This is a genomic window from Marinobacter suaedae, from assembly GCF_030519635.1.
GTDB classification, from domain to species: domain Bacteria; phylum Pseudomonadota; class Gammaproteobacteria; order Pseudomonadales; family Oleiphilaceae; genus Marinobacter; species Marinobacter suaedae.
The window spans coordinates 1,247,953-1,271,407 of sequence record NZ_JAUMIS010000002.1; the positions used below are offsets into that span (position 1 = coordinate 1,247,953).

21 protein-coding genes are annotated in these 23,455 nt (G+C 58.6%); 5 read left to right on the plus strand and 16 right to left on the minus strand.

Going from position 1 to position 23,455, the window contains the following annotated elements; genetic code table 11:
* Nucleotides 1–16 precede the first annotated feature (16 nt).
* Nucleotides 17–910, minus strand: coding sequence for a cysteine synthase CysM (cysM, locus tag QVZ43_RS14555; RefSeq protein ID WP_302910520.1), 894 nt, complete (start codon nt 908–910; stop codon nt 17–19).
* A 236-nt stretch (nt 911–1,146) separates the two neighbouring features.
* On the opposite strand from cysM, the gene QVZ43_RS14560 reads away from it, so the two are divergent.
* A complete protein-coding gene (locus QVZ43_RS14560) occupies nt 1,147–4,035 on the plus strand; it encodes an ATP-binding protein (RefSeq protein ID WP_302910521.1) in 2,889 nt (962 codons plus the stop codon).
* Nucleotides 4,036–4,060: 25 nt separating this feature from the next.
* Here QVZ43_RS14560 and pdxJ read toward each other — a convergent pair whose 3' ends face one another.
* The 13 genes from pdxJ to rpoE all read right to left on the minus strand — a co-directional run bounded on the left by pdxJ (nt 4,061) and on the right by rpoE (nt 17,419).
* A complete protein-coding gene (gene pdxJ, locus QVZ43_RS14565; protein ID WP_302910522.1) occupies nt 4,061–4,801 on the minus strand; it encodes a pyridoxine 5'-phosphate synthase in 741 nt (246 codons plus the stop codon).
* On the minus strand, nt 4,791–5,519 hold the full coding sequence (gene recO, locus QVZ43_RS14570; RefSeq protein WP_302910523.1) for a DNA repair protein RecO: 729 nt from the start codon (nt 5,517–5,519) through the stop codon (nt 4,791–4,793). The genes pdxJ and recO overlap by 11 nt, the downstream gene beginning before the upstream one ends.
* Before the next feature lie 7 nt (nt 5,520–5,526).
* Nucleotides 5,527–6,444, minus strand: coding sequence for a GTPase Era (gene era / locus QVZ43_RS14575; RefSeq protein ID WP_302910524.1), 918 nt, complete (start codon nt 6,442–6,444; stop codon nt 5,527–5,529).
* The gene (gene rnc, locus QVZ43_RS14580) at nt 6,444–7,133 is read right to left on the minus strand and encodes a ribonuclease III (protein ID WP_302910525.1); all 690 of its coding nucleotides are present in this window, start codon (nt 7,131–7,133) and stop codon (nt 6,444–6,446) included. Before rnc ends, era begins: the two co-directional genes overlap by 1 nt.
* Nucleotides 7,130–7,519 (minus strand): DUF4845 domain-containing protein, encoded by a 390-nt coding sequence (locus QVZ43_RS14585; protein WP_223792837.1) that lies wholly within the window; start codon nt 7,517–7,519, stop codon nt 7,130–7,132. The genes rnc and QVZ43_RS14585 overlap by 4 nt, the downstream gene beginning before the upstream one ends.
* Before the next feature lie 27 nt (nt 7,520–7,546).
* Entirely contained in the window at nt 7,547–8,347 is an 801-nt protein-coding gene (lepB, locus tag QVZ43_RS14590) for a signal peptidase I (protein WP_302910526.1), read from the minus strand.
* Between the two features lie 15 nt (nt 8,348–8,362).
* Nucleotides 8,363–10,165 (minus strand): translation elongation factor 4, encoded by a 1,803-nt coding sequence (lepA, locus tag QVZ43_RS14595; protein WP_223792835.1) that lies wholly within the window; start codon nt 10,163–10,165, stop codon nt 8,363–8,365.
* A 105-nt stretch (nt 10,166–10,270) separates the two neighbouring features.
* Nucleotides 10,271–12,997 (minus strand): bifunctional diguanylate cyclase/phosphodiesterase, encoded by a 2,727-nt coding sequence (locus QVZ43_RS14600; protein ID WP_302910527.1) that lies wholly within the window; start codon nt 12,995–12,997, stop codon nt 10,271–10,273.
* Nucleotides 12,998–13,122: 125 nt separating this feature from the next.
* Nucleotides 13,123–14,541 (minus strand): DegQ family serine endoprotease, encoded by a 1,419-nt coding sequence (locus tag QVZ43_RS14605; RefSeq protein WP_302910668.1) that lies wholly within the window; start codon nt 14,539–14,541, stop codon nt 13,123–13,125.
* Nucleotides 14,542–14,689: 148 nt separating this feature from the next.
* On the minus strand, nt 14,690–15,139 hold the full coding sequence (locus QVZ43_RS14610) for a SoxR reducing system RseC family protein (RefSeq protein WP_223792833.1): 450 nt from the start codon (nt 15,137–15,139) through the stop codon (nt 14,690–14,692).
* Complete coding sequence (locus QVZ43_RS14615; protein WP_302910528.1) at nt 15,129–16,160, minus strand: MucB/RseB C-terminal domain-containing protein; 1,032 nt, start codon at nt 16,158–16,160, stop codon at nt 15,129–15,131. The genes QVZ43_RS14610 and QVZ43_RS14615 overlap by 11 nt, the downstream gene beginning before the upstream one ends.
* Before the next feature lie 11 nt (nt 16,161–16,171).
* A complete protein-coding gene (locus QVZ43_RS14620; RefSeq protein ID WP_302910529.1) occupies nt 16,172–16,717 on the minus strand; it encodes a sigma-E factor negative regulatory protein in 546 nt (181 codons plus the stop codon).
* 15 nt (nt 16,718–16,732) lie between these two features.
* Nucleotides 16,733–17,419 carry an RNA polymerase sigma factor RpoE gene (gene rpoE / locus QVZ43_RS14625; RefSeq protein ID WP_302910530.1) on the minus strand — a complete coding sequence of 229 codons (687 nt, stop codon included), beginning with the start codon at nt 17,417–17,419 and terminating at the stop codon, nt 16,733–16,735.
* 133 nt (nt 17,420–17,552) lie between these two features.
* Between rpoE and nadB the strand changes: the two genes are divergently transcribed.
* The 4 genes from nadB to ygfZ are packed head-to-tail and all read left to right on the plus strand — an operon-like array spanning nt 17,553 to nt 20,923.
* On the plus strand, nt 17,553–19,157 hold the full coding sequence (gene nadB / locus QVZ43_RS14630; protein ID WP_302910669.1) for an L-aspartate oxidase: 1,605 nt from the start codon (nt 17,553–17,555) through the stop codon (nt 19,155–19,157).
* Between the two features lie 48 nt (nt 19,158–19,205).
* Nucleotides 19,206–19,469, plus strand: a complete 264-nt coding sequence (locus QVZ43_RS14635; RefSeq protein WP_302910531.1) for an FAD assembly factor SdhE — start codon at nt 19,206–19,208, stop codon at nt 19,467–19,469.
* Nucleotides 19,444–19,935, plus strand: coding sequence for a hypothetical protein (locus QVZ43_RS14640; RefSeq protein ID WP_302910532.1), 492 nt, complete (start codon nt 19,444–19,446; stop codon nt 19,933–19,935). The genes QVZ43_RS14635 and QVZ43_RS14640 overlap by 26 nt, the downstream gene beginning before the upstream one ends.
* Nucleotides 19,928–20,923 carry a CAF17-like 4Fe-4S cluster assembly/insertion protein YgfZ gene (ygfZ, locus tag QVZ43_RS14645; protein ID WP_302910533.1) on the plus strand — a complete coding sequence of 332 codons (996 nt, stop codon included), beginning with the start codon at nt 19,928–19,930 and terminating at the stop codon, nt 20,921–20,923. The genes QVZ43_RS14640 and ygfZ overlap by 8 nt, the downstream gene beginning before the upstream one ends.
* A 220-nt stretch (nt 20,924–21,143) precedes the next feature.
* Here ygfZ and ung read toward each other — a convergent pair whose 3' ends face one another.
* Both ung and lysS read right to left on the minus strand, forming a co-directional pair.
* Nucleotides 21,144–21,872 carry a uracil-DNA glycosylase gene (gene ung / locus QVZ43_RS14650; RefSeq protein ID WP_302910534.1) on the minus strand — a complete coding sequence of 243 codons (729 nt, stop codon included), beginning with the start codon at nt 21,870–21,872 and terminating at the stop codon, nt 21,144–21,146.
* 2 nt (nt 21,873–21,874) lie between these two features.
* The gene (lysS, locus tag QVZ43_RS14655; protein ID WP_302910535.1) at nt 21,875–23,407 is read right to left on the minus strand and encodes a lysine--tRNA ligase; all 1,533 of its coding nucleotides are present in this window, start codon (nt 23,405–23,407) and stop codon (nt 21,875–21,877) included.
* Nucleotides 23,408–23,455: the final 48 nt, after the last annotated feature.

Below are 23,455 nucleotides of genomic sequence, written 5' to 3' on the forward strand. Positions count from 1 at the left end.
TCGGTTAGACGGTGGTTCAGGCGCCGGAAAAGACGCCGGTGGAAAGGTATCGGTCGCCTCGATCACAGATAATGGCAACAATAACGGCGTTTTCAACCTGGCGAGACAGTTTCAGGGCGGCAGCAATCGACCCACCGGAAGACACCCCGCAGAAAATGCCCTCCTCGGCGGCCAGGGCACGCATGGTGTCTTCGGCTTCCTGCTGGTCAATGTCCATGACCTGATCGACGCGGCTAGCGTCGTAAATTTTCGGCAGGTAAGCCTCGGGCCAGCGACGGATACCGGGGATGGAGGCACCCTCTTTCGGCTGCAAGCCTACAATTCGGATATCCGGATTACGCTCTTTCAGGTAACGGGACACGCCCATAATGGTGCCCGTGGTGCCCATGGAGCTGACGAAATGGGTGATACGCCCCTCCGTCTGCTGCCAGATTTCCGGGCCGGTGGTTCGGTAATGGGCCAGAGGATTGTCCTGGTTGCTGAACTGGTCCAGCACCTTGCCCTTACCCATTGCCTCCATATGCTGGGCCAGATCACGGGCCGCCTCCATGCCCTCTTCCTGACTGACCGTCACGATTTCTGCCCCGTAGGCACGCATGGAAGCGCGGCGTTCTTCACTCATATTGGCAGGCATGATCAGCACCATCCGGTAACCCTTGATGGCAGCTGCCATGGCCAGGGCGATGCCGGTATTGCCACTGGTGGCTTCGATCAGCGTATCGCCGGGCTGGATGGCGCCCCGACGCTCGGCTTCCTGGATCATGCTTAACGCCGGCCGGTCCTTGACCGATCCAGCAGGGTTATTGCCTTCCAGCTTGGCCAGAATGATATTGGAGGTCTCGCCCGGCAGACGCTGCAGGCGAACCAATGGGGTATGCCCTACATAATCTTCAATTGTGGGGAAATTCATATCATTACCCTGTGGTACACTTTTGAGGTAGGCATGATACGCGTTATGAGCGCCATCTCCCAATAAAGCTTCTAGCTATATCCATGACTGGCAGCTATAACTGTATCGACTTTTCAGTGGGCACGGGAGGCCGTGTTAACGCAGCCGCCTGCTGGTAATCAGTCAAGACAGGGAAGGCAGGTCCGGGCCATTTCTTTCCAGAGGTTCAGGGCCAGACAAGAATTCGGGATCAGACTATGCGACGCTGGGGCATTCGCAAAAAGGTGCTGGTGGTAACCCTGGTTCCCACCCTGCTGACCACGCTCATGTTGGGGATGTTCTTTACGTATAGCTGGGTCACCAACATTGAAAGCCTGCTGAAAGACCGGGGTGAGTCCCTGTCCCGTCAGCTGGCCGCAGGTTCCGAATACGGGCTGTTCACCGCCAACCGGAGTCTCCTCAACAGTCTGTCTAAAGCACTGCTTGAGGAGCAGGACGTCCGCTCCATCACCTTTTTTGATCGCGAAGGCAACCGCCTGCTGCACACCGGGCCGGTCGGGTCGGATACGCTGACATCCGATGAGCTTTCAGGGGAAGCGGCCACCAACTTCCGGCTCGAGCACAGCACCCGCTTCATCACCCCCGTGTTCCTGCAGGACCTGATGATTGAGACCATGCTGGCACCGGAAGCCGGACAACCCATGTCCCAGCCCCAAGCACCCATGGGCTGGGTCGCTGTCGAGATGTCCCACATCCGTACCGAAAAGGAAACTTATAAGGCGCTCCTGATTTCACTACTGCTGGTTCTGGCAGGTGTGGGGCTCAGCCTTGCGGTTGCACTGCGCCTGAGCCGGGCCTTCACCTCACCGATCTTTGAATTGAACGAAGCGGTCGCAAAATTCAAAGAAGGCATGCTCGACACCCGGGTTCACACGGAAGCCGGCCCGGAGTTCGAGCAACTGGAATCCGGGCTCAACGCCATGGCAGCCGAATTGAGCCAGGCCCAGGCTGAAATGCAGCAAAACATTGACCAGGCCACGGAAGACCTTCGGGAAACCCTGGAAACCATCGAAATCCAGAACATCGAGCTGGACTTCGCCCGCAAGGAAGCCCTGGAGGCCAGCCGCATCAAGTCGGAATTTCTGGCCAATATGTCCCATGAAATCCGTACGCCGCTGAACGGGATCATTGGCTTCACCGAGTTGCTGCTCAAAAGCCCGCTACCCCGCCAGCAACGAGATCACTTGAATACCATTCGCAAGTCGTCGGAAATCCTGCTGACCATCATCAACGACATCCTCGACTTCTCGAAGATCGAGGCCGGCAAGCTGATTCTGGACCGGGTGCCTTTCCAGATTCGGGATACGGTGGAAGAGGTCATGACCATGCTGGCACCGGCAGCCCACACCAAGAACCTGGATCTGGTACCGCTGGTCTACAACGACGTACCGGATGGCATTCTTGGCGACCCGCTGCGGGTGAAACAGGTCATCACCAACCTGCTGAATAACGCCATCAAGTTCACCCAGACTGGTGAGGTTGTCCTTCGCGCCAGCCTGGAAGAAGAAAGCGAAACCGCAGACGGCAGCCGTGTCACCCTGCGCATCAGCATCACCGACTCTGGCGTCGGGCTGTCCCGCGCCCAACAGCAATCCCTGTTCAACGCGTTCAGTCAGGCGGATGCCTCCACCGCTCGTCAATACGGCGGCACTGGACTGGGGCTGGCGATTTCCAAGCGACTCGTCGAGGAGATGGGCGGCAAGATCGGCCTCGAAAGCGAACTGGGCAAGGGCTCGACGTTCTGGTTTACCCTGACCTCGGACATCGCCGCCGGCAGCGACACCATCGATCCCAAGGATTCGCTCCGAGGCGAACGCGTGATTTATCTGGAGCAACAACAGACCACCGGGTTGGCCGTTGAGCACCTCCTGCGTGACTGGGGCATGACAGTGGACCGGGTGAACTCGCCGGCGGCCCTGCAGGAACGCATCGAGGAAGCACAGAAAGATCAGGCCGGCTACGCCCTCGCCATTATTGGCATTACCCGGCACCTGTTGAACTCGAGCCAGTATTGCGGCCTGGTGCGCAACCTGGAGATTGAACGGGATTGCCGGACACTGCTGCTGACACCCACCCTGGAAACCCAGGACCCGCCGCTATCCGGTCTGGCCAGCGGGCACATTACCAAACCCGCGTGCCGCGATACCTTCTACGATGAACTTGTGCTGCTTGTTCATGGCGTCAGTTCCGCAGGTCGAACGTCGCTGGTAGCCACGACGCCCGTTCAGCCGCTGCCAGGAGGAACCGCACCGAGGATCCTCGCTGTGGATGACAATGAGGCGAATCTCAAGCTCATCATGACCCTGCTTGATGACTACCAGATCGAGGCCGTGGGCGCCTCCAGCGGGTTCGAAGCGTTGAGCAAGAGTCGGGGCAATCCCTTCGACCTGGTGTTCATGGACTTGCAGATGCCCGGCATGGATGGCGTTGAAACTACCGCCCGGCTGCGGGAAATGGATCCGGCGTCACACCGAACGCCCATCATCGCCCTGACCGCCCACACCCTGGCCGATGAACAGGAACGCCTTGTGCAGCAGGGTTTTGACGGCTATATGCCCAAGCCCATCAGCAGCGCTCAGCTGGTGGACATCATCCGGGAATACACCGGATACGTGTGCCATGGGCACACACCGGTCTCTGAGCACTATCGGGTACCCGAAGTGCGAGACACCCACCTGTCGATTCGCCCCTCGGCCCGGAAAATGCAGCAGGACTGCGTCAGTATCGAGGAAAGCATTCAACTTGCAGCTGGCAAAACCGATCTGGCGGAAGAGCTGTTCAGCATGCTTCTGGAGCAAATGGAACTGGACCGCGATCGGGTTGAGGAACTCTGGGACAACAACGATCTGGAGGGGCTCCTTGACTGCGTACACAAGCTGCACGGGGCAACCCGTTACTGCGGTGTGCCGGAACTTCGTGCGGCAGCCAACCGGCTTGAGACTGCGCTTAAACGACACGCACCGGACCTTGAGCACCACAAGGCGCAGCTCGTATCCGCCATGGAGCGGCTACAGATCTGGAGCGATCAAACCGACTGGCAGCAACTGTTCAGGGAACAACGACCGGAAACAGAGGAAAGCACCTGATTTCCCGCATATGGGTGGGGGCCGGTCAGCCCAGCCCCCGCGCCCGGTCCAGAATCCCCTTCATTTCACGAACCGCCTCTTTCAGCCCGGTGAACACGGCACGGGCAATAATGGCATGGCCGATGTTCAACTCGTTGATGTGAGGAATCGCGGCAACCTGTTCGGTGTTGTGGTAATGCAGACCATGGCCAGCATTGACGATGAGCCCCTGCGAATGGGCGTAGATCACCGCATCTGCAATCACCTTCAGGGTTTTCTCCAGTTCTTCCGGTGTTTTCGCCTCGGCGTACTCGCCGGTGTGCAGTTCAATCACCGGAGCACCACAGCGTACCGCCGCATCAATCTGGTCCGGGTCCGGATCAATAAACAGCGACACCTCAGCGCCAAAGCCAGCCAGACGCTCACAGGCCCGGGCAACGCGGTTCTCCTGCCCAATGACATCGAGCCCCCCTTCGGTGGTCAGTTCCTCCCGCTTTTCAGGCACCAGGCACACACATTCGGGACGAACCTGCTCGGCAAACGCCAGCATGGGATCGGTCACCGCCATTTCCAGATTCATCTTGGTCTGCAGAATGTCTCTCAACAGGAGGACATCCCGATCCTGGATGTGGCGACGGTCTTCCCTCGGATGAATGGTAATTCCGTCAGCGCCGGCTTCCTCAGCCAGGATCGCGGCCTGAACCGGATCCGGATAGCGGGTGCCGCGGGCCTGTCGCAGTGTGGCCACATGGTCGATATTTACGCCCAGTAAAACTCTAGGATTCATTCCGTTCTCCCCGAAGGTGGGTGAATAATGTCCGACTATGCAGTGGTTTGCCTTGCAGGAGATGGTCCGTCAGCACCCGCATAACGCGCTTTGCGGTTTGCCGGCACAACGCTTGTTCCAATTCGCCCCGAGCAAGTGCCAGAAGCGCTTCTCCAGGCAGGTTTTGTAACCGGGTTCCCGGCCCCGCATTCAAAACAATCCCCTGCTCCGGATCATAGCCATAGCTGTACTCGGGCAAGACAGGTTGCCCCACGTCGGTGGCCAGGTCCCACGCAAAACCATAGCCCAAGGCTTCGGCGAACGCCGCCTCAAATCGCCGCAAGACCGGCTCGACATCGGTCGCATCCGCCAGCGCTGAAATGGTATCGATGTAGGCAGCAAACACCTTGGGATGAGGGTCGGCGACGGGAAGAGCGCGCTGGAGAAGCTCGTTCAGGTAGAGGCCGCTGTACAGCGAAGCCGTGCGCGTTGGCGCGGGGCCACGGCGAACCTCAACACTGGTCAGGGTTTTCAGCTCTCCCCGCCCGGTCCAGTCAACCAGCAGGGGCTGGAAGGGCTGGAGCTGCGCCTTGAGCGGGCTCCTGGCGCTGCTGGCTCCCCGTGCAATCAGCGCGACACGCCCGGCGTTCAGGGTGAACAGTTCAACCAGCAGACTGGATTCACGCCAGGGCCGGCGGTGAATCACATAGGCAGGCTCCTGGTGCACTGTCCCGCGCATTCGGGCCTCAGTTGGAGTTCATGCCAAGGCTTTTCAGGGCCCGATCGCTGTCTGCCCAGCCACGCTTGACCTTGACCCACAGGCGTAACATGACCTTGCTGCCAAACAGCCTCTCCATGTCGGTTCGGGCTTCCTGCCCGATACGGCGCAGACGCTCGCCCTTATCTCCGATCATGATCTTTTTCTGCCCTTCCCGCTCGACCAGTATCAGCGCGGAAATGTGCAGGGTCTTACCCTGGTGTTTGAATTCTTCAATTTCCACGGCCACCGAATAAGGCAACTCCGCCCCCAACTGGCGGGTGATTTTCTCCCGCACGATCTCCGACGCCAGGAAACGCTCACTGCGGTCGGTAATCTGGTCGTCGGGATAGAAATGGATACTCTGGGGCAGGTAACGCCCCACCGCCTCTTCCAGCGGTTCCAGATTATTTTCCTTGAGGGCAGACAGGGGGATGATCTCGGCAAAATCCCGTTTCTTCGACAGCATCTCGAGATGGGGCAGCATCGCCTCACGCTTTTCGAGCTTGTCGATCTTGTTGACTGCAAGGATGACCGGGCACTTGAGGCGACTGAGCTTCTCCAAAACCATCTCGTCACCAGCGGTCCAGTTCATCTGGTCAACAACGAACACGACGACATCTACATCGATCAAAGCCGAGGTTGCAGCCTTGTTCATATACCGGTTCAGTGCGCGGGGTTCTTCCTCATGCATCCCCGGCGTGTCGACATAGATCGCCTGCACCGGACCATCGGTCTTGATGCCAAGGACCTGATGCCGCGTGGTTTGAGGCTTGCGAGAGGTGATGCTGAGTTTTTGTCCGAGGATATGGTTCAGCAGGGTGGACTTGCCCACGTTGGGACGGCCCACGATGGCAACAAATCCACAACGACTGTCAGGGTTGTCCGGTCGGGTAATATCGTTCATTACGAGGTCTCCACGCCCAGTTCTTTCAGGGCATTGCGGGCCGCCTGCTGCTCGGCGATTCGTCGACTGCTGCCGGTGCCGGTGGTTTTCCTGTCCAGTGACGGCAGGGCGCACGAGACATGGAAAGTCTGATTGTGGGCCTCGCCATCTACCGAGATCACATCGTACCGAGGCAACGGAAACTGCCGGGACTGCAAGTATTCCTGAAGGCGTGTTTTTGGATCTTTCTGAGTATCCTGCAAGTCCAGATTCTGGAGCCGCTGCGTAAACCAGTGCAGCACCTTTTCCCGGCAGGTCTCGAAATCACTGTCGAGGTAAATAGCACCAATAATGGACTCAACCGCATCGGCCAGAATCGACTCCCGCCGGAATCCGCCGCTTTTCAGCTCGCCGGAACCCAGCCTGAGGTATTGTCCCAGCTGGAATTCCCGGCCGATCTCAGCCAGGGTCACACCCTTGACCATTCTGGCACGCAGGCGGCTGAGCTGCCCTTCGCGAGCCTTTTCGAAATGGCAGTACAGGTACTCGGCAATCACCATATTCACGATGGAGTCCCCAAGGAACTCCAGCCGCTCATTGTTCTGATTGCCGTAACTGCGGTGGGTGAGCGCCAGCGTCAGACGCTCGGGCTCTTTGAAATGATACCCGATGCGCCGCTGAAGCTGATCAAGATCCGGTTGCGAACTCACTGGCCCTTCATCTCGTAATCGTGTTTGAAGTGGACGACCGCATCCACATTGCGGAAAAGGTTTGTCCTGACTTCGTAATCAACAAGCAGAGCAACCAACTCGCCGTTTTTCTCGACGGTAATGGCCTCTTTCTCGAGGGTTCGGACGTTATTTACGCTCAGGCGCTTGTTAATCAGGGCGTGCACCTGGGCAGGCCCCATCTTGGAAAGTCCCTTGGTGCCTTCCAGGCCCTCCAGAGTCTGTTGAATCGTATAGTCATCCATATACGCAGGACCGAGCTTGATCACCAGGGTCAGCAAGCCGCCGAAGAAAAGCACCATGACCATCATGGTCAGGCCAGAAGCACCACGCTGACGTCCAATGCCAGAGATTTTATTTTCGTTCATGTTTACTGCACTCCAGACTCGTTGGAATTATTCGATACCACCTACGCGATCAAAGGACGGCAGACTGGTCAGCGATTTCCAGTGCATCCAGATCGCAAATGCCTTTCCAACCACAAGCTCGTCCGGGACAGTCCCCCAGTACCGGCTGTCGTTGCTGTTGTCCCGATTATCACCCATGACAAAGTAATGACCCTCTGGCACAACCCATTCACCCTCGCCTTCGACACCCGGGCGCCCCATGGTCAGGAAAATATCGTGCTCGAGATCACCCAGGTCCTCCCGGCGGAGTTCCACCGGCGGCAATCGGGCAATAAACTGGCTTTCGACCTTGTCACCGTTGATAAACAGCTGCTTGTCCCGGTAACGGATTTCATCCCCCGGCAGCCCTACGACCCTCTTAATGTAGTTGGTTGAACCATCCTGAGGGTAACGGAAGACCATCACATCGCCGCGTTCCGGATCGCCCATCTCGACCACCTTGGTACCGGCTACGGGCAGCCGAAGGCCGTAGGCGTACTTGTTAACAAGAATAAAGTCGCCCACTTCCAGAGTCGGAAGCATAGACCCGGAAGGAATCTGGAACGGTTCTACCAGGAACGACCGCAAGACCAGTACGATGGCCAGTACCGGAAAAAACGAGCGGCTCAGGTCAACCAGGTAGGGTTCCTTGGGCTCCTCGCTTTCCCCTGCTACGGCTGCAGAGTCCGCTGGCTGACCAGCACGAGCCGCGGCCAGACGCCGCTCCCGTAAAAACAGTTTATCCGCCAGCCAGATCAGACCCGTTGCGAAGGTCAGAACTACCAGCACCAGGGGAAAATCAATATCCATCCAGAAGCCTTTTTGTTATTTGTCCACTTGCAATACCGCCAGAAACGCTTCCTGAGGCACTTCGACATTGCCCAACTGCTTCATGCGCTTCTTGCCTTCTTTCTGCTTCTGTAGAAGCTTTTTCTTCCGACTCACGTCACCACCGTAACACTTGGCCGTTACGTTCTTGCGTAACGCCTTGACGGTTACCCGGGACACCACCTGAGTGCCGATGGCCGCCTGAATGGCGATATCAAACATCTGACGGGGAATCAGCTCTTTCATCTTTTCGATGAGCTGGCGTCCTTTGTAATGGGACTGGTCCTTGTGAACGATCAGTGCCAGCGCATCCACCCGATCGCCGTTGATCAGCACATCCAGGCGCACCAGGTTCGCCGGCTGGAACCGCACAAAATGGTAGTCCAGTGAGGCAAAACCCCGACTCGCCGACTTGATGCGGTCGAAGAAATCCATCACTACTTCCGCCATCGGAAGCTCGTAAGTCAGCTGCACCTGGGATGACATGAAGTGCATGTTTTTCTGTACGCCACGCTTCTCTTCGCACAGCGCAATCACATTCCCCAGATGTTCTTGAGGCACAAGGATATTGGCCTCCACGATGGGTTCTCGCATCTCTTCGATGGAGCCAATATCCGGCAGCCGCGAGGGGTTGTCGACCGACAGGGTCTCACCCTGCTTGGTGATAACTTCATAGATAACCGTTGGCGCGGTGGTGATGAGGTCAATATCGTATTCGCGCTCAAGACGCTCCTGGATAATCTCCATGTGGAGCATGCCCAGGAAACCACAGCGGAAACCAAACCCGAGAGCGTCAGAATTTTCCGGCTCGAAGAACAGGGAAGCATCGTTGAGGGTTAGCTTTTCCAGGGCATCGCGGAAATCGTCGTAATCGTCCGCACTGACCGGGAACAGGCCAGCGTATACCTGGGGTTTGATCTTCTGGAAGCCCGGCAGCATCGGCGTTTGTTCCGCATGCTTCTGGTGCACGATGGTATCGCCCACCGGCGCGCCGTGGATATCCTTGATACCGGCCACCACAAAACCGACATCACCGGCCTCCAGGATGCCGGTATCTGTCTGCTTCGGGTTGAAGATGCCCACCTTGTCGACGCCCCATACACGGCCCGTCGATTTCATGACAATCTTGTCGCCCTTGCGAAGGGTGCCTTCGGTGACACGAACCAGAGACACAACACCGAGGTAATTATCGAACCAGGAATCGATAATCAGCGCCTGCAGGGGAGCCTGGCGATCGCCCTTGGGAGGTGGAATGCGCTTGATCAGGTCTTCCAGCACATCCTCGACGCCCAGGCCACTTTTGGCGCTGCATTTCACCGCGTCAACGGCCTCAATGCCGATAATATCCTCGATTTCGGCAGCAACCCGCTCCGGCTCGGCCTGCGGCAGATCCATCTTGTTGAGCACCGGAACCACTTCCAGCCCCTGCTCGATGGCGGTATAGCAGTTCGCGACCGACTGAGCCTCCACGCCCTGGCCCGCATCCACCACCAGTAACGCCCCCTCACACGCATAGAGAGAGCGTGAAACCTCGTAGGAGAAGTCCACGTGCCCGGGTGTGTCGATAAAGTTCAGCTTGTATTCATGACCATCCCGCGCCTTGTAATTGAGCGTCACGCTCTGCGCCTTGATGGTGATCCCTCGTTCTCGTTCCAGATCCATGGAGTCCAGCACCTGCTCCGCCATTTCACGGTCGGTCAGGCCGCCGCAGATCTGGATAAAGCGATCTGCCAGGGTCGACTTACCGTGGTCAATGTGGGCAATGATGGAGAAGTTACGGATTCGGCTCAGTTCACTCACAGATGATGCGTACTCACAATTGGACGAAGAATTGGGCCCAGACAGGCCGCTGCCGGAGGCCGGCAAAGGCGTGATTTTACCGGTTACCGGCCCGCATTGCCATGATCAGGAGATGAGGGGCTTCTCGTACTGCCGGATCAGGAAACCGATCAGGGTATCCTCGTCGAGTGGGTAGCTGAACAGATTACCCTGACACTGGGAGCAACCGGACGTTTTCAGGAAGCTCAGCTGCTGGGGCGTTTCCACGCCTTCAGCCACGATAGTCAGGTGTAGTTTGTGGGCAAGAGCAATGACCGCGGACGCCACATCAGTAGCGCTGACGTTGTAGGGAATATCTCGAATGAACTCGTGGTCGATCTTGACCACATCCAGAGGCAGCTGCTGAAGCGCCACCAGAGAACAGGTTCCCGTACCAAAATCATCCAGGATCAGGCACACGCCGAGATCGTGCAGTGCCACCAGCACTTCCCTGACGGTTCTGGCATCTTCATTCAGAAGCTGAACCGGAAGTTCCAGTTCCAGGCGATCCGGAGACACCCCGGTTTCAGTAATGACCTGCCGCACCATGTCGAGAAAACCGTTATCCATCAGCTGGCGCACCGAGAGGTTGACGGCCATTTTCAGTGACTCGAAGCCCGCCCGTTCCAGCGCCTGCACCTGGATGCAGGCCTGGCGCAACGCCATCTCACCAAGCCGCACGATCATCCCGGTTTCCTCCACGAGTCCGATAAACTGACTCGCCGGAACCAGACCTTTCTCCGGATGGTGCCAACGCAAGAGCGCCTCAACCCCTATCACCCGCTCGGAGGCCAGATCCACCTTGGGCTGGTAGTGCAGGACAAAACGATCCTCGTTCAGCGCCGAGGTAAGTTCTTCTTGCTGCAGCATTCGGCGGGCGGCCTTGATGTTCATGGCCGGAGTGAAGAACTGGAAGTTATTGCGCCCCAGCTCCTTCGCTTTGTACATAGCCAGATCGGCGTATTTCATCAGGGTGACCGGATCTTCGCTATCGTCCGGGATCATGGTGATACCGATGCTCACGGTGACTGCGACCTCGTGATCGTTCAACCGCACCCGCTGACACAAACGCTCCAGGATGCCCTCGGCCACCCGGCCTGCGTCTTCTGGCCCACCAACTCGGGACAAAAGAACCACAAACTCGTCGCCACCCAGCCGTGCCACCGAATCGTCTTCCCGGACACCGCCTTCCAGCCAGCGTGCAATCTGGCACAGCAATTCGTCACCTGCGTCATGACCAAGGGTGTCATTGATTCTCTTGAATCCGTCCAGATCCAACAGCATCAGCGCCGCCGCTTCTCCGGACCGACGGCTGCCAGTCACCACATGCTTCAACCGGTCTCGCAACAGCTGACGATTGGCCAGCCCGGTCAGCGGGTCGTAGAACGCCAGGCGATGCAATTCAGATTGCGCCGCTTTCAACTGCGTGAGATCCCGCAGGCTCAGCACAACTCCGTTGACCCCCGGCGTCGCCAGCATGGCGGTGAAGGTACCCTCCATTTCACGCCATTCTCCTCCGGCATCACGAATACGTGCCCGGGTAACCGGCACCGGACGGCCCGAGTGCCCCACAGCTTCTTCAAAGCACTCCTGCAACTTCGGCCAGTCATCGGTGTGCACCAGCGGATCCAGCGCCAGCGAGGGAAGCTGTGCCGGATCAAATCCCAGGATGTCGTAGCTGGAGGGGCTGGCAAAGGTCACACGCCCCTCGCGATCCATCACCAGAGTGACGTTTGCCGCACCTTCGGTGATCGCCCGATAGCGACCCGCACTCACCTGCGCCATGAGACGGGAGCGAATCAATGCCAGAACCAGCAGGAACAACAGTGCACTGATCGCGGCACCACTGCCCAGCACGATGGACGGGCGTGGATCCGACGCCAGGTAATCAAACGCTGGCGTGGAACGGGTCTGGAGCAACCAGTCACGACCGCCGGCAGAGACAGTCTGGTTCATCTGGAAACTGAAAAGCTCGTCCAGCGACCCGAGGTTGGAGCCATACATCAGGAAGTCCTTCTCGGGGACCCCCTCGTCGTAAATACGGACATCGAGAAACGGCGAAATCAGGCCAACGATACCGTCGATCAAATTATTCATCCGAAACGCACTGAATACGTAGCCAGACAGCATCATCCGGCGTTCTGTGCGGTTACCCGGAGCCTCACCTCCCTGGTACACGGGGTAGTACATGAGAAAGCTTGCCTGATCCTCAGCCAGCTCTTCCTGCACCAGCACCAGCTTGCCGGTAACCATCGGAGCCGCCTCGTCCCGCGCCCGCTCCATGGCTTCGCGATGCACCGGGTCGCTGAACGCGTCGTAGCCCAGGGCTCGACGATTGCGATCGGTACCTGGCTCGAGATAAACCATGGGGTAATAGTCCGGACCGGTACCCAGGGGGCGAACCAGATAACCGGGAATGCCGTTGGCGCGAACAAAGGCGATGTGATCGGCCATGTCCCGTACATCAATCCTGCGCACGTAACCGATGCCCTGTATGCCGGGGTAATACCGATTGATATCGACCTTCTCGATGTATTCTCGCCACTCATCGCGGGTGACGCTTCCAGTCACGGAGAACAGTCCCGCACCGCCAGCGAGCACCTGTTCGTAGTTGAGAAGACGCTCTTCAATGGCGGTTTTGAGCTGCAGGGATTGGGTACGGAAACGGGCTTCAGTGCGGTCTTCAACCAGACGAATCGACAACTGCCACAACAGGACGGTAGCCCCAAGAGCAACAGCCAACACCAGCCACGCTGCCCATCCATGACGCAAGGACAGCAGTTGCCCTGTCGTGAGATCCTTTTTCTTCGTCATCTGGTCTGTTCCAATCCCTGGCCGCTCTGCTTGAAATGCGAGCAAGTATAACAAAAGCCCCCAGAAGTGTCGTTTTTGACACCAGCCGGGGGCTCAGCTTCAGACGCCTTCCTAATTTGGCTCGATCAGGGCTTCATGACGAGATAAAGAGCACGCCCTTCCCTGACCACACGCACCGAAACAGCCTTTCCCTCGGGTAGCGATTCGACCACCTTCCGGAAGTCAGCCACGGAGGATACGGTTTCCCGGTTGATCTCAGTAATGACGTCTCGCTGGCGAATACCCGCCTCGAAGGCTGGCCCGCGAGCCACTTCAGTAACCAGCACGCCGTCCTGGACGCCAAGTGAGTCGGCAAACTCCCTCGGAATGGGCTCTACGGTAAGGCCCAGCGGTGCGGACGAGGAGGCCGGACCACCCTCGGACGGCGCAGCCGCCAACTCACCACCCTGTTCGGGCAAGGCACCGATCTTCACGCCCAGCTCCATTTCCTCACCGCGGCGAAGTATCGTCAGCGTGGCCGTTTCCCCAATGGGCGTGCGGCCAACTTTCGGCGGTAAATCGGACGAAAGCTGGATATTCTCACCTTCGTATTCCAACACGATATCACCCGACTGCAGACCAGCCGCCTGCGCGGGAGAACCATCGATCACCTCAGCAACCAGCGCACCGCGAGGACGCTTCAGGCCGAAACTCTCAGCCAGATCCCGGTTCACTTCCTGAATCAGCACACCGAGCCAGCCACGGGCCACACGACCGTTATCACGAATCTGACGGAACACGTTCATCGCATCGTCGATCGGAATTGCGAAGGATACCCCCATGAAGCCACCGGAACGGGTGTAGATCTGAGAGTTGATACCAATCACCTCGCCATCCAGGTTAAACAGAGGACCACCGGAGTTTCCGGGGTTGATGGCCACGTCAGTCTGGATAAACGGCACGTAGTTTTCTGACGGCAGGGACCGACCCAGAGCGCTGACAATGCCAGCGGTTACCGTGTAGTCGAAGCCGAATGGCGAACCAATGGCAAACACCCATTCACCAACTTCCAGATCTTCCGAACGGCCGACCTGAACCACCGGCAGGTCATCGCCATCGCTCAATTTCAGAACCGCCAGGTCGGACCGGGGGTCCGTACCCACGAGCTTGGCAGGCAATTCCCGGCGATCACTCAGGCGCACAATGATCTCTTCAGCACCTTCCACAACGTGGTTGTTCGTCAGGATGTAGCCATCGGAAGAAACAATAAACCCAGAGCCCATTGACTGGCGGGGAGGCCGGTTACCGCCCGGACCGCCGAAATCACCCCGGGGACCACGCCGGAAAAAGTCCTGGAAGAATTCGGGCAATTCCTCAAATTCACGTTCATTGAAGGGCAACCCGAACGTGTTGCCTTTCTGGGGGGCAGCTGTGGTACTGATGTTGACCACAGCACTGGAGTTATCCTCCACCAGATCGGTGAAGTCCGGCAGCCCACGGGCACCTGCGCTGGAACTCCAGGCACTCAAAACCAATAAAGACAGCATGAGCAGCGCCCCGAACATAGCCTGGGCCCGGAGCGCGGGTGCAGGCTGGACAGCCGCAGTAATTAGTCTCGGCATGACATACTCCCTTGTTTTCAATACCCAAAACGTAATCTTGAGTTGACTGGACTGTTTTTCAACTTACAAAACGGTAGGGTTTGCACGGCAACTACCTGCCAGCGCCTGATGGAATCCGGTTCACCCGCAACAGCCTTGGCTCATAAGCGTCCCCTGAACGGGCGTGGAGCCCCCGTCCGATGAAAAAACCAGCGCCGAGCCCGAGAACGGCGCCGACTATGGCCCAAAGATCCTCCCCCCCGGATAGACTATGGCCGGCCACGCTGGCAACAACCAGCAACACCAGCGGAATGGCGTAGGCCAGCATGGATGCGCCAAGCAGGGCCCGCTCATCAATGCCCAGAGTCACCTCATCCCCGACAACAGCGTTCACCGAATTCGTGACCAGCACCTGATTGGCCCGACCGGATGTCGCCGCGGCAAGCACTCGCTGACCACACCCACTGCGTGCCGAGCAAGTACTGCAGGCGCTCTGGCGAATGGTTTGCACCCAGACGCGACCGTCTTTCACAGCCACAACTTTTCCGGTCTCAGTTATCATCAACTACCTCATTCAACGCCAGCGCATCCTCTACGCGTACCGACTCGGCCACCTGCCGCGCGGTGTCCGGAGGAATCTCGCCTACCACCGTGACCTGATACCGACCTCCACTTATCTCCAGCGCCCGCATGTAAACGGTCGTTGCACCGATTCGGGAGACTCCGGTCGGCATTTGAACATCCCCCTCCGGCTCGACAAACACGGAAAAGGCAGCGATGCCATCGGAATAGGCAATCGCCTGCCCACGCCCTGAGCGAGGCGTGGCTGCGACCATAAAACCATCAGGAAACCAGTCAAGGCTCCAGCCATCGGACGCCGCCAGCTCACCTGCTGATGCGGAGTCGCCCTCGAGCGGAATGGTCACTTCCTGCCCCTTGCTCAGAATCTCAAACTCCTCATCCGCAATATCGTTGGTGATCTCCAGGCTGGTGAACTGGAAGTGCTCCAGCACCGTCCCGTCCGGATACCCTATTTGCCCTTTCACCAGCAATGCGGTCTTCTTTTCCAGCCAGAGACGATGGCTGTACCGATGTCCATCCTTGGCTGTCAGCGTAATCACGACAACCGGATACCCGGCAACCCGCCCCTCGCCGGCAAGCTCCGCGGTGTACCAGCGATTCATGGATACACCGGTACCGGCGTAGGCTTCGGCAAAAGGCCCCGACGGAATAACCTGATCCAGCCGGACCTGCCCCCGACGGGGCAGTACGCAGACCACTTCCATCCCTTTACGAACGATTTCGCCTCCGCCGCCATCCTGGAGAACCAGGCGTTCCTGCACCATACCATCCCGATACCGATGGGCAATTTGCAGGGAGTGCATCTGACTGCCTCGCCCGTATACAAAGACGCCCCGATAAGAGGTCATATTCAGGGCGGGTCCCAGTCGTTCAAGCCACTGGTCCGCGGTCAGCTCCTCGGCCCTCAGGGGTAATATGAGAAAAAACAGAAGGGTTAATAGCGGCCAGCGTATATAGGCGTTGCCGGTTGGGTGTCCATCAGTGTCCGCCTGTTGCTCCATGCTCAACCTCATCAATAACCGCTACCAGACACACTCACCAGACGCGCATAGCCAACGGCACCACGACCGGCAGCCACGCTGTTGTGCTGTGCGTGCTCCAACAGATACCGGCTCATATGATCCCACTGGGCCTGATCCAGCCCCTGCAGAGTGACTTCCGGTGTCTTTTCAACCGGACCGTCGGAGGCCACCACCGCCGGAACGGCAGGCGCGTCCAGGGCTTCCCAGTTGGCTCCGGCTCCGAATCCGACCACAAGGGCCAGCGCCACCATGGCAACCGCCGGCCACTGCCAGCGGGTTCGGGGTGCCGAACGCTCGCCACCCTTTGGAATTCCGGGCACCGGCTTGCCCTCCAGGGCCTGCCAGACACCATAGCTCACATCGAAGCCGTCGACCGGCGAAGGCCTGCTATGCATCAGGCAGCGCACCTGCTGCCAACGCTGCCACTGATCACGGACTTCGCTCTGCCCGTCGTGGGACAGCAGGCGTCTGACAGACAGCTCGTCCGCTTCGTCATCCATCATCGCCGATAGTGTTTCTCTGAGACGATCATCCATAAGAAGCAACCTTGATCATGTCACTGAATGATTGAGCAGCGGTCCGAGCTGCCGATCAACCGCATCCCGCGCACGGAAGATGCGGGAACGCACCGTACCGATCGGGCACTCAAGAATCCGCGCTATATCTTCGTAACTTAAGCCTTCGTACTCACGAAGCAGAAACGCCGAGCGGAGTTCCTCTGGCAGGTGCTCGATCGCATCCTGCAGTTCGGCCTGCAACTCCTGGCGCTGCAAAAGGCGCTCAGGTGAGGCAACATCTCGAAGACGCTGGCCATCCTCAAAGGTTTCCGCCTCGGCAACATCGGCGCTGCCTTGCGGCCGCCGGCCCCGGGATTCCAGGAAATTCTTGGCGGTATTGACCGCAATCCGGTACAGCCAGGTGTAGAACGCGCTGTCACCCCGGAAACGGTCGAGAGCCCGATACGCTTTGACGAACGTTTCCTGAGTCAGGTCCATGACTTCCTGACTGTCGTACACGTAGCGACTGATGATGGAGGCAACCCTCGACTGGTATTTCAGCACCAGCAGATCGAACGCAGAACGTTCCCCGTTGCGCACCTTGCGCACGAGTTGCAGGTCAGTCTGGCTGTCAGGAACGCTGCCCTGTCGCTGATCTTCGTCGGGAGTCATGGAGAATGTGCCGGGCTTCCCTGTTATGCTGACCGGCTCGCCGGTCTTCGTGAGCGCTTTTTGAATCATAGTAGCTGTCCGGCGTTTTCAGGCACGCGATGTCTGGAACCGCGTCAGAGGCCTTTACTGTCAGGCCAAATAGACAGCACGGACAAAGTTTAGTTCAATAGGCATCCACATTATGCCCCTCGATCACAACCCGATGCCACAGTCCTTCGAATACGACGTTCTTATCATTGGCAGTGGTGCCGCCGGCCTGACCGTCGCCCTGAACCTGCCCGAGCATTTGCGTGTCTGCGTGCTCAGCAAGACCGATATCACCAGCGGGGCCACCCTGTGGGCCCAGGGTGGTATTGCCGCCGTCCTGGACGACGATGACTCCACCGAAGATCACGTCAGGGACACCCTGGCCGCTGGCGCGGGTTTGTGTCATGAGGACGCCGTCCGCTTTACCGTCGAACACGGCCGGGAAAGCATCGACTGGCTGGTCAATTCCGGCGTCAACTTTACCCGGGATGAAAACGCCGGCTTCCACCTGACCCGCGAGGGTGGGCACAGCCGCCGGAGAATCATCCATGCGGCAGATGCCACCGGCCACGCGGTATCGACCACTCTGGCGGAACAGGCCGCGGCCCGGCCCAACATCAAGCTACAGTCCAGCCGGGTGGCCATTGACCTGATTACCCATCGTAAGCTGAACCTGCCCGGCAATCGCTGTGTTGGTGCCTATGTCCTGAACCTTGAGGACAATCACGTTGAGCTGTTTCGCGCCCGGTTCACGGTCATCGCCACCGGCGGCGCCTCCAAGGCCTACCGGTACACCACCAATCCGGACGGTGCCTCCGGCGACGGAATCGCCATGGCCTGGCGGGCCGGATGCCGGGTGGCCAACATGGAGTTCAACCAGTTCCACCCGACCTGTCTGTACCACCCCCATGCCAAGTCGTTCCTGATTACCGAGGCGGTTCGGGGCGAAGGCGGCCTGTTGAGGCTGCCCGACGGCAGCCGCTTCATGGATCGATTCGACGACCGGGCCGAGCTGGCACCCCGGGATATTGTTGCCCGCGCCATTGACCATGAAATGAAGCGTCTGGGTGCCGACCACCTGTACCTGGACATCAGCCACAAGCCAGCCGACTTTATCCAGCGCCACTTCCCGACCATCTACGAGAAGTGCCTTGGCTTTGGCATCGATATCACCCAAGACCCGATCCCGGTGGTACCTGCCGCCCATTACACCTGTGGCGGCATCATGACCGATGACCGCGCTCGCTCCGATGTAAACGACCTGTACGTGGTTGGAGAGGCCGCGTTCACCGGCCTGCACGGCGCCAACCGTATGGCCAGCAACTCCCTGCTGGAATGCCTGGTATACGGTCGAGCGGCCGCAGCGGATATTGCCAGCCGGGAGTCTGCCGTGCCGTCGGCGCCAGACGCTCCCGACTGGGATGAAAGCCAAGTGCGTGATTCCGACGAGGATGTTGTAATTTCCCACAACTGGGACGAGCTGCGCCATTTCATGTGGGACTACGTCGGCATTGTCAGAACCACCAAACGACTGCAGCGTGCCAAGCACCGGGTGGATCTGCTGTCCAGTGAAATCGGCGAGTTCTACAGTAACTACAGGGTATCCAACGATCTGCTGGAACTGCGTAATTTGGTCACGGTGTCAGACCTGATTATCTGCTCGGCCCTGCAACGAAAGGAAAGCCGTGGTCTGCACTATACCCTCGACTATCCCGGACTGAGCAGCGAAGCCGGGGATACCGTTCTGGTGCCAACCACCTACCGAACGCTTGCCCCCTGACCCGGGGCTTCGAACCCTGGAAATTTATCCAACCTGATGGAAGTAACTATGTCCGCACCTTCAGACAACTCCGAATTCAACCGCCTCTGGTGGCACAGCCGGCGCGGCATGCTGGAACTTGATGTACTGCTGATTCCGTTTATCGAGGAGGTCTACCGTGACCTTCCTGCGGAAGACCAGGCCCGTTACCAGAAGCTGCTCAGCTGTGAGGACACGGACATGTTCGAGTGGTTCATGCAGCGGAGCCGTCCGGCCGATCCCGACCTTCAACGCATCGTGGACATGATTGTCAACCGTGTTCAACCGGATTGAGCTGCCACTGCGCCCATCCATACTGTCCGGGGTAGTCGCCGCACTACCCTGGCTGGCCATCGCAGCTTTCCTCATTGTCGTTGGCTACACCCGCATTCCCTGGTTTCTGGGCGCGGTACCCGCCGCACTCTGTGGCAGCTGGATTTACTTCCGCCGTATGGGGCAACTGAAAGGCAAGACTGCCGTCACGTCACTCCTGCTGGAACAGGGCCAGCTTTACGCCCAACTGGGCAGTGGTGAGCGCAAGCCGGTGTCACCATCCCCCGCCAGCAGACTCGGCAGACGCCTGTCCCTCTTGAAACTTCGGGCGAACGACTCCACTGTCAGAGCGTATTCCGCCATCCTGATTGACGGCGGCACGATCTGCCATGGGAACGTACCCGGCAACGAATACCGTCGACTGCGAGTCTGGCTAAGACTCGGCCAGCACACCCTAACGACCCGAACTGGAGCAACGAATGACTGACACACAGGCACCGGTTTCCCCGACCACCGCACAGGTTCCCCGGCCAGAATCCGGCTGGGCGGCACTCACGGACCGGGTGATCATTCGAGTCAGCGGCACGGGGACAGACCCGTTTTTGCAAGGCCAGTTCAGTCAGAACCTGGCCGAAGTGGTGCCTGGCTACTCCCCCCGTGCGGCTGCGGCCAATCCCAAGGGTCGGGCCTACTGCCTGACCCGCATGGTCCGGGAAGGCGAGGACATCCTCCTCGACTTACCGGCGGCTCTGGCTGACAGCACGCTTGCTCACCTGCAAAAGTATCTGATGCTGTTCCGCGGCACCTCCGCCAGCATAGAATCGGAGGGCCGCATACTGGGCCTGTTCGGGACTGATGCGGCCAGCGTTCTGGCCGGTGATCGCCTGCCAGAACTAAAAGCCCCGGGCGATACCCTGGCGATAAAGGAAGGCTGCCTCATTCGGGTGGAACCTACCGCAGAGGGTCTTCCGCGTTTTGAGCTGTGGTGCCTGACCGGTGCGGTCGAATTCGCCAACCTCCAGGAGCACTCTCTCGCGGACTGGCAGGCCACGGAAGTGGCAGCGGGAGTCGCGATTCTGAGTCCCGCTACACAGGAAGAATTTGTTCCCCAGATGCTCAACTGGCAGCATTTGGGTGGTGTCCATTTCAAGAAGGGCTGCTATACCGGACAGGAAGTCATTGCCCGAATGCACTTTCTCGGGCAGCTCAAAAAAAGCCTGTTTCGTTTTGCGCTGAACGACGCAGCCACAGCGCCCACGCCAGGTTCTGCCCTGCTCGCCGGTGATCGCTCCGTCGGAACCGTGGTCAATGCCATCCAGTACGGAAACGGCCGTTGCGAGCTGCTGGCGGTGGTCCGGCACGATGCCGATGTGAAGGCGCTCCGCGCAGAAGACGCACCCGATCACTCACTCGAACCACTGCCACTTCCCTACGCCGTTCCAGAGCAAACGCCGCCTGCACGAACAGATACATAAGTCTGCAGAAAGCCAAGGCCAGACTTGCCATAAACTGTTCTTTCGTTGAGAAAAATGCAGACATAGGCGCTCGTTCAATCGGTATTTGTGGCAGCCTAAGGTTTAACGGCATCGCCGCCGTCAAAAACCTGAACGACGTTCGATCACGCAGACATGGATACGTGCCAGGACGATCTGGGCGCCAAGATGGAAGCAGCCATGTCCCGCGTCGTAAGTTCAGCTACTGATAACGAGCCTGCAGATCGGCTCTGGAGGGTAGCGCCCAGTTGATGGGTTGCTGTCCTTTTTGCTGCAACCACTCATTGGCGCGAGAGAAATGCTTGCAACCGAAGAAGCCGCGATAGGCACTGAGCGGCGAGGGATGCGGCCCTTCCAGAACGAAGTGCCGGTTCCGGTCAATGTGCAGACCTTTCTTGCGGGCGTAACTGCCCCAGAGCAGGAAGACCACGCCGTCGCGTTCCCGATTGATGGTTTCCACCACCTTATCGGTAAATCGTTCCCAGCCTTGTCCCTGGTGAGCGCCAGCCTGCCCCTGAACCACCGTCAGAACGCTGTTAAGCAACAACACGCCCTCTTCTGCCCAGGGCTGAAGGCAGCCATGATCCGGCGGTGAAATACCCAGGTCCGCCTGGATTTCCTTGAATATATTCACCAGAGACGGTGGCGCAGGCACCTCCGGCCGAACCGAGAAGCAAAGGCCATGGGCCTGTCCCGGGCCGTGGTAGGGGTCCTGCCCCAGAATCACCACGGATACCTTGTCCAGTGACGTGGTATTGAGGGCGTTAAAACAGTGCTTGCTGGAGGGAAACAGCACCTTGCCCGCCTGCTCTTCCTGGGCCAGGAATTCCGCAAGCCTATGCATGTAGGGCTCGCGGAACTCCGGGGCAAGGTGTTCGGACCAGCCCCGGTCAGGCCTGAGCTGATTTGCCAGAGCCTCGACCGGATGCATGGTTACTTCTCGTCCTGATGAATCTCGACCTTATGCTCCGGACGCATGGCCGGGAACAGAATCACGTCACGGATGGACGGACTGTCGGTCAGCAGCATGGCCAGACGGTCGATACCGATACCTTCACCGGCGGTAGGCGGCAGGCCGTATTCCAGAGCCATGACGTAGTCTTCGTCGTAGAACATGGCCTCGTCATCCCCGGCGTCCTTTTCAGCCACCTGGGCGTGGAAACGCTCAGCCTGGTCCTCGGCATCGTTAAGCTCAGAGAAACCATTGGCCAGCTCACGACCACCGACGAAGAATTCGAACCGTTCGGTGACGAACGGATCGCTGTCCTTGCAGCGGGCCAGCGGAGACACCTCTTTCGGGTAATCGGTGATGAAGGTCGGCTGAACCAGCTTGTGCTCTGCCGTAGCTTCAAAAATCTCGATCTGAACCTTACCCAGCCCCCAGTTGTCCTTCAGCGGGATGCCAAGCGAGTCTGCGACGCGGCGCGCGCTGGCTTCGTCACCCAGTTGACCGGCCTGGATGTCCGGATTGTGCTCAAGGATGGCCTCCACCACAGTCATGCGACGGAACGGTTTGCCGAAATCGTATTCGACAGTTTCCGTGTCGCCATTGGCCAGTTCGCGAGTGTTGACCACAGTCGTGGTGCCCAACACCTCTCTGGTGATCTGGCGCAGCATATCTTCGGTGAGGTCCATCAGGTCGTTGTAATCCGCATAGGCCTGGTAGAACTCCACCATGGTGAATTCCGGGTTGTGCCGGGTGGACAACCCCTCGTTACGGAAGTTGCGATTGATCTCGAACACCCGCTCGAAGCCGCCCACCACCAGACGCTTGAGGTACAGCTCTGGCGCAATGCGCATGTACATATCGCGACCAAGCGCATTATGGTGAGTGATAAACGGACGCGCCGTCGCACCGCCCGGAATCACCTGCAGCATCGGCGTTTCCACTTCCATGAAGCCGCGGGCGTTGAAATAGTTCCGCATGGCATTGATCAGGCTCGTGCGAATCTGGAACGTCTTGCGAGTTTCCTCGTTCACCATCAGGTCCACATACCGGTGCCGGTAGCGGGCTTCCATATCGGTCAGGCCCTTGTGCTTCTCAGGCAGCGGACGCAGTGACTTGGTGAGCAGGACATACTCATCCATCATCACATACAGGTCACCCTTGCCGGACTTGCACAGGGTACCCCGGACTCCAACGATATCGCCCATATCCCAGTGCTTGGTGTCTTTCTGCACGTGTTTGGTGGCGTAGATCTGGATACGCCCGGTCATGTCCTGAACCACTTTGAACGCTTTCCGATCCAGCATCATGCGGCCGGCAATGGCCACCTTGATATCCAGCGCTTCCAACTCTTCCTTGCTCTTGTCGCCGTATTTCTCCTGCAGCTCGGCTGCCGTGGCGTCGCGACGGAAGTCATTGGGGAACGGATTGCCCTGGGTGCGCATGTCCGCCAGCTTGGCGCGGCGCTCGGCAATCAGCTTGTTGTCCTCGTGCTGTGCATTCTGAGTGTGTTCAGTCATGTTGGCTCACTAAAATCGGGGATGTCCGGGTTCGTCTGGCGCTGTTGC